Consider the following 6,503-nt stretch of genomic DNA (forward strand, 5'->3'; position numbering starts at 1 on the left):
CCAGTTATAGCCCTGTTAGAAATTTGCATTCGTTAAAGTAATATTATTAGCATTATAACTATCATATATCCGGAAATTATTTTGCCCCAAATCAATCGCTATGTCCCTCATTTTCAAAAAAATAACCCACGATTATCTTCTTATCCTAACTACCGTTATTGTCTTTCTCTTGGCCATCGGCCGCCAGTTTTCCTGGCAGAGTCTCGACTTGCCACCCCTTTTCAGCCTGACCGCCCTGCTCATCCTGGTCAGTACCTGGTCACAGCAATGACGTCACGATTTTGATCCTCGTCCCCTTGTTCTTTGTCATCACGCGCCAGATCGACCTTCCCGTCGCCCGCACCATCACCTTCATCACGCTTTACGCCAACCTCGGCTCGGCCGCATCCCCCTTTGGCAACCCACAAAACCTTTACCTCCTTTCCTATTACCACTGGCCACTCAACAATTTTCTGCCAACAGCCACTCTTCTGCTGGCCGGCCTACTCCCCCTACCACTCGGACTAATCGGTTTAAATCAGGAACCATTAATCCGACAAGAACATCCAACACTTCCAATCAAAAAAAGAACCTTGACCTACTTAGTCCTTGGCTCCCTGGCTGTCCTCTCCAGCCTATTAGGCCTGAAACCTGCCGTCTTCGGCCTGATCATGTCCCTAATTTTAACCATTACAATCAACCACCAGTCACTGACCACAGTTGATTGTGGTGTCGTCTGGCTCATCGCCAACTTTTTCTTGATTGTCGGCGCCCTCATCCGCTTACCTCAGCTCGCCACATTCTTAAAATGGGCCGGCCAATCCTTCTGGCAGACTTTTATCACGGGTGCCCTCACCAGCCAAGTTCTCTCCAACGTCCCAACGGCAGCACTACTTGCCCCCTTTACTTCCTTTAAAGTGGCACTTTTTCTAGTTGTTTCAGTTGGTGGTTTCGGTACATTAGTTGCTTCACTAGCGAATTTATTAGCCTACCGCCAAGTTCGCCAAGATGCCCGCCATTTTCTCACCATCTTTACTGGTTGGAACCTTCTCTTCTTACTTATCAGCATCGCCCTCGTTTGGGTTTATAGGCAAATCTAAAAAGGATAGAAACGCACGTTTTCAAACTCGAAACGTGTGTTTCTATCCTTTTTTTGTGATGACACTATTAAAAAATCAGCCTGCGGTCGAAGTAGCAAACAACTAGATTACCTAATCCTGAAAATCTAATGCACTCAGCTCTTAGTCGAAAGTAGCTGTGCCACTCGCTTTCGCAAGTCCGGTACAATCTCTTCCTCGAACCAAGGATTCTTTTTCAGCCAAATGTTATTTCGGGGCGATGGATGAACAATTGGTAAGTACTTGGGCCAGAAACGATCAAAGTCCTTAACCGTTGCCGTTAAGGTTGCTGATTTTGGCAAATCTAAGTAATACTTTTGAGCATACGAACCAACTAAAATCGTTAGCTGAATGTCTGGCATCGCCGCTAACAGGCGCGGGTGCCACTTCTCAGCAATTCCTTTTCGTGGTGGCTTATCGCCCGACTTGGCCTTACCAGGATAATAGAAGCCCATCGGAATCAAGGCAATTTGCCCCGATTCGTAAAAGGTTTGCTTGGAGACACCAAGCCAATCCCGCAACCGGTCACCGGAGGCATCATTCCACATGATGCCGGTTTCCTGAACCTTCAGCCCCGGCGCCTGACCAATAATTAAAACCTTCGCCGTAGCCGGTGCACTAAATATCGGATCCCTGCCGGCCTTGGTGTAGGCTGCATTAGCGGGATCGGCCTTAATTTCATCAAAAATGGTCATCGCTCGGCCTCCTCTCAATTAATTTTGTGGGTCATTGGCCCGACGGGCAGCTGCTACCGCACTTTTTTTAAAGTAGATGCGGTTAGCCGTCCCGTAATAGACATCGGCCAACTCATCCTCAGTGAACAGTTCACTCTTCTCCAACCAGCCTGCTAAATCCTCATAGGAGTTAAAGGCGGCAGACCATGGAGAGTCAGTTCCCCAAATAAGTCGCTTGCTGCCCAAAACCTCTTTGGCCAATGCCACCGCCCACCGACTTTTTTCAAATGGTAGCTCAGTTTCACCCAAAATGTCTTGAATCGCTGACAAATCAGTCACAATATTTGGATGCGGTGCAAAGAGTCGCAACGTGTTTTCCAAAAAATTCAAATGATGGACATCCGGAAATGATAGATGACAAACCACAAAGTCTAGCTGTGGGTATCGAGCTGCCAAAATGGCAATCGCCTCTGGTTGGTGACTAATTTGCTCGGCACTGCCGTAATCAACCGTCACGGTAAAGCAGGGGTAGTCAGCCAAGTAATGAAAAATCTGCCCCATTCTCGTATCTGTATCCAAACGGAACGGTGTTGTTTGGTGATAGCCATGAAGGCCGCCACCCTGGCTAATTTCTAATTTGATAGCCCGAAAGCCAAGATTCTCAACATGACGACGAACAATGGACAGAGCATTTTCAGCAAAGGGGTCCACCGCAAAGGCGCCAATAAAGCGCTCAGGATAACGCTTCACCGTCTGGTAGGTATAATAATTTTGATAGCCGTTCAAGCTCCCCTGCAGCAAGACCGCTTTTTCAATGCTATGAGCATCTATGACCTTTAAAAAGGATTCCGCAGTCAAATTAGTATCACCCCAGCCATCAGGAATCAGCTTAATCTTGGTGCCATCGTCCCAGATGGCCTCACCATTTCCTAAGGCGTTTAAGCACCCCTTCCCATTGAAACCGGCAATTTCTTGGATTAAATGCACATGTCCATCTATTTTCTTCATTGGAGGCTGTCCTTCCCTTCAAGTTACTTTAAAACCAGTATAACGCAATTTACCAGCAAACAAATAAGAGGAAACGGTTTTTCCGTTTGCTCTTATTTTTATCTGATTTACATCCAAGGAGAGTCTTTATGCTCGACAATCCAGACGATAGTTTCGATCACCAACTAGGGCCAACTTACTTTCACGCCGCAAAAGCGCATTCGTTATCTTGGTTTCCTTGGTTTGGAAATTGGCTTGTAACTCAAAGAGGAAGCCAATGCAGCCGGGCAAGAACGTCAACAAAATCCATGGACTATCGGAAAAGTGCCAGCAAACAACAATCGTGATTACTGAAAAGATGATTGACCGATAGTGTGCGTGCAGTGCGTAAGCCCAGGCAATCTTACCATGGCTCTTTGGCGTTACCACAAACTTGGCTGGCCGCTTGAGCAGTGAGAAAATTGTCGTCATCACTAGGACAAAGTAGTACGAACCATAGACAATGGCTGACTGAATTTCATAAAGAACAACACTCCAAATTTTGACACCACGTATCAGCTGAAAGATCGTATCAACCAACGCCTGGCTTGCATAACAAATCATCGTCGAAATTAAGAAATCAAACTGGCTAATCATTGGCAAATGCATTACTGGGAAAACCACCCCAGTTAAGATTAGGCTCAGATACTGAAAGGCGCCAATTGGTGCTGATAATGTAAACGATAGAATATCTAATTTTTGATAAAAGCTCAAGGCCTTACTATAGAATAAGCGCTTATGGTAAACCCGCAAAAATTCAAGGTTGGCACCACAGAACTTCTGGGCTCGGACAACCAAAGCGGTCAGGATCACTGGAAAGGCCTCATTCCCATAAATCTGTGAGGCAAACTTGATGTTCCACCCACGTGACAGTGCTTCAACCGAAGTACACAGGTCTTCGGCCACCATGTGGGGAATTGATCCGATACTTTCAAAGCAAGCCTTAGAAATCATCACACCATGACCCAATTCGAAGCAAAGCGTTCCACCCTTATGAACGACTTGGACCTCACTCACATTCCGTTTCATTGTATCGGGCTGTTGATATCAGCCACTTTCAGCACTACGAACAACGTTTTGCACGGGCCAGAAGATATTTCCAGACCGAGAGAAGGTCTTCATAAAAGCATTATGGTTCTGACCACTCACGTGGTTACACTGCAAAATTCCGATATCACCGTAATAGAACATCTTCAAACACTTCTCGACGAAGTGTTCTTCCAATAGTTCATCACTATCAAGAATGACAAAGTAATCGTATGTTCCCTTGCCAACCCCATTCAAATAATTATTCAGGTTCCCAGCCTTGGCATGTTTATTATTAGAGTCACGGACCAATTTAACGCCAGGATGATTTTTAACAAATTGATCCACCATTGTGATGTATTCCGGATCATTTGAGTTATCGAGAATAACCGTTTCGGTATTCTCATAGTTTTGCTCCATACATTGCTGCAATGCGTATGGGATAAAGTCATTGTAGGTGGTGTAAAGTAACTGAACTTTTGGCCGCCAATTGTCTGAGAGTGGCATCTTCAAAATCCGTTGTTCGGCTTGTGCCTCACGTTTTTTGATATGACGATAACGGAAAGCAAAAACAAGCTTACCGATACCATAAAAGAAAAATAGTCCCACAAAAATTTAGTTTACTAAGACAAGTAAGATATCCCAGCGTATCTTGCTCTCCCAAATTGGGCGATAGGAATCTTTAAAGACGTACCATTCATAAAAAAGTCATCAAGATTACCCAGATAATCAAGATTAAGGGATACACCGTTGGTTTTGTTCGAAAAATCAGCGAATGTCGATCAGTAGTAGTAGAATTTTGTGCCATAGCGATTCTTCTTCCTCTAAACATTTAAACATTCTTAAAAATATTCAACGACTATGCCTCTGATTACAGTCTTTATTGCGAATAATTCGATTTTGAGACAAAGGTAACGAAAAAGGACTAGCAAAATCATTGTTAGTCCTTTCGATAATAAATGGGAATTTCTTGAAAACTACGCTTCTCCTGATAGATAACATCAGGTTGAACATCTTGATTGACGACCGTCCCGGCAGCAATAATTGCTCTGGAACCGATTGTTACGCCCTTTAAAATGGTCACGTTCTAGCCAATCCAAACGCCGTCACCAACCGTAATCGGTGCCGTCTTAAAAAGATTTGGCTACACGCCTTGATAGTTCTTACCAAAAGCATGGTTATGATCATAAATTTTCACGTTTTCACCGATTAGCACATGGTTGTCACTCGTTACCAACTCACGAGCATTAATCGACACATCATTATTGAAAAATACGCAATCACCAATGTTGATTTTACCGCCTGCGTCAGCTCGCAAACTTAGCCGTTTCCAAAATCGTAATTTTTGACCAACAACAAGACTATGGGGATGACTGACCTTGAAAACCGAAATCTTAATTTTCATCATGAAAACTCGAAAAAGACTAATAAATTTGTTCAGCATACTAACCCTCTCTTCCACCTTGAAACATAACAATTACTCCATCAAAGCAACTTATGGGTTACTTTTCAAATACTCTGCCTTTACCAAAAATCATTTTTACATCGCCTCCACTTGATCATCCAACTCTTCTTTCTCAATAGTTGCTTTCCGAATAAGTTCTAACAGCTAATTTTCAGAAGCAAACTTTCTAGCAAAAAAGTTTTCTGACTCTAGTAATTCTTGCTCCTCTTGTGGGGGGCTAATGGTCTTTGGCGGGTTTCCATTACAACAGATAAAGCGATAATTGCGATTATGGTAAGTAAAACGTTTAGTATTATTGACTAAAAAAGTTGCCTTATAAATTTCATCTGGTACCAATGCTTGCCGATAAATTGTCTGCAATTCGGATTTTTGCATTAACAATGCTTCGACAAATTCATTGGTCATACTTGCCACTGTGAGGCATATGCTAGCTGATTTTCCAGAAGAAAGGTCTGCTGATTTTTGATATGTAGACCCTTTTGAAACAACAAACAAGCTTTTTGTAGAATCCAAAAGAAATTACGTTTTTTACCGATACTTTCCACCAACGGATAGCGATAACTTACTCGATCAATGGCATCTTGATTGTCAAAAAAATATAAATAGTCGTCGCACTCTTAACTGCTAAATCCTGACCACTAAGCAAATGAAAATAACGATAATGACCACTATTAAATGCGTGATTCATCAAATTAAGTTCCGCGCGCATAACTGAAGACGCCGCCCAAGTCACACTTTGCGTCGCAATAACGCTTACTTGACTGGTTTGTACCAACTTTGTAGTTCCTGTCCCAATGATGCCGTGTAAAATTTTTAATCAAAATGAATGAAGATATCAAATAATATTGAATCAAATTGCTGAATTAATGTTCTTAAAACATCATTAACCTGATGAGCAGGAATTAAAATTGCCTGCTTTTCACCTTTACCATGTTTACCTCGATTAAAAAGAATCATTACCGCCCCTGCACCAAACTGTCTTTAAATTTCTTCCTGAAAAAACGAACGAATGTTAATCACCACATCTGTTCTGAGCAACCAAAGCAATAATCCATAACTCAACATCCCGGCCAAGATAAATTTATAAAATTCAAAGAAAAAGACTTTTCGAATATGCAAACGTTTCCGAATGGCAGATTACAAGTTTAATTCGAACAACCCCGAAAAACTTCTAGTGGCGTCTGGTAGTTATGTAACTTCATGGGTCGATTGTTG

At 42.7% G+C, this 6,503-nt stretch carries 9 protein-coding genes and 1 pseudogene; 1 reads left to right on the top strand and 9 read right to left on the bottom strand.

Annotated elements, in window-relative coordinates; all coding sequences use genetic code 11:
• Positions 1 to 275: 275 nt before the first annotated feature.
• Positions 276 to 1,079, top strand: a pseudogene (locus FEFB_RS08405) (SLC13 family permease); the annotation flags it as partial.
• A gap of 134 nt (positions 1,080 to 1,213) precedes the next feature.
• Here FEFB_RS08405 and FEFB_RS01795 read toward each other — a convergent pair.
• From FEFB_RS01795 to FEFB_RS08680, 9 genes are all read right to left on the bottom strand, one after another.
• The gene (locus FEFB_RS01795) at positions 1,214 to 1,792 is read right to left on the bottom strand and encodes a uracil-DNA glycosylase family protein (protein ID WP_047974544.1); all 579 of its coding nucleotides are present in this window, start codon (positions 1,790 to 1,792) and stop codon (positions 1,214 to 1,216) included.
• A gap of 18 nt (positions 1,793 to 1,810) precedes the next feature.
• A complete protein-coding gene (locus FEFB_RS01800) occupies positions 1,811 to 2,779 on the bottom strand; it encodes an amidohydrolase family protein (RefSeq protein ID WP_047974545.1) in 969 nt (322 codons plus the stop codon).
• 126 nt (positions 2,780 to 2,905) lie between these two features.
• Positions 2,906 to 3,826, bottom strand: a complete 921-nt coding sequence (locus tag FEFB_RS08190) for a hypothetical protein (protein ID WP_053068912.1) — start codon at positions 3,824 to 3,826, stop codon at positions 2,906 to 2,908.
• Between the two features lie 18 nt (positions 3,827 to 3,844).
• Positions 3,845 to 4,432: a glycosyltransferase family 2 protein gene (locus FEFB_RS08195; RefSeq protein WP_053068913.1), complete on the bottom strand. Its 588-nt coding sequence runs from the start codon at positions 4,430 to 4,432 to the stop codon at positions 3,845 to 3,847.
• Positions 4,433 to 4,763: 331 nt separating this feature from the next.
• Entirely contained in the window at positions 4,764 to 4,907 is a 144-nt protein-coding gene (locus tag FEFB_RS08675; protein WP_161795083.1) for a hypothetical protein, read from the bottom strand.
• A 60-nt stretch (positions 4,908 to 4,967) separates the two neighbouring features.
• Entirely contained in the window at positions 4,968 to 5,231 is a 264-nt protein-coding gene (locus tag FEFB_RS08200; protein WP_152666217.1) for a hypothetical protein, read from the bottom strand.
• 201 nt (positions 5,232 to 5,432) lie between these two features.
• The gene (locus tag FEFB_RS01815) at positions 5,433 to 5,801 is read right to left on the bottom strand and encodes a hypothetical protein (protein WP_152666218.1); all 369 of its coding nucleotides are present in this window, start codon (positions 5,799 to 5,801) and stop codon (positions 5,433 to 5,435) included.
• A gap of 49 nt (positions 5,802 to 5,850) precedes the next feature.
• On the bottom strand, positions 5,851 to 6,063 hold the full coding sequence (locus tag FEFB_RS09135) for a beta-1,6-N-acetylglucosaminyltransferase (RefSeq protein ID WP_047974547.1): 213 nt from the start codon (positions 6,061 to 6,063) through the stop codon (positions 5,851 to 5,853).
• A gap of 38 nt (positions 6,064 to 6,101) precedes the next feature.
• The gene (locus FEFB_RS08680) at positions 6,102 to 6,245 is read right to left on the bottom strand and encodes a hypothetical protein (protein ID WP_161795084.1); all 144 of its coding nucleotides are present in this window, start codon (positions 6,243 to 6,245) and stop codon (positions 6,102 to 6,104) included.
• Positions 6,246 to 6,503 lie beyond the last annotated feature (258 nt).

The sequence above is a fragment of the Fructobacillus sp. EFB-N1 genome (assembly GCF_001038455.1).
GTDB classification, from domain to species: Bacteria; Bacillota; Bacilli; order Lactobacillales; family Lactobacillaceae; genus Fructobacillus; species Fructobacillus cardui.

What these genes read in the sequence shown, in the direction of transcription:
- FEFB_RS08200 (WP_152666217.1), bottom strand. Translation starts at nt 5,231, where the DNA reads ATGATGAAAATTAAGATTTCGGTTTTCAAGGTCAGTCATCCCCATAGT.
- FEFB_RS01800 (WP_047974545.1), bottom strand. Translation starts at nt 2,779, where the DNA reads ATGAAGAAAATAGATGGACATGTGCATTTAATCCAAGAAATTGCCGGT.
- FEFB_RS08680 (WP_161795084.1), bottom strand. Translation starts at nt 6,245, where the DNA reads ATGATTCTTTTTAATCGAGGTAAACATGGTAAAGGTGAAAAGCAGGCA.
- FEFB_RS08190 (WP_053068912.1), bottom strand. Translation starts at nt 3,826, where the DNA reads ATGAAACGGAATGTGAGTGAGGTCCAAGTCGTTCATAAGGGTGGAACG.
- FEFB_RS01795 (WP_047974544.1), bottom strand. Translation starts at nt 1,792, where the DNA reads ATGACCATTTTTGATGAAATTAAGGCCGATCCCGCTAATGCAGCCTAC.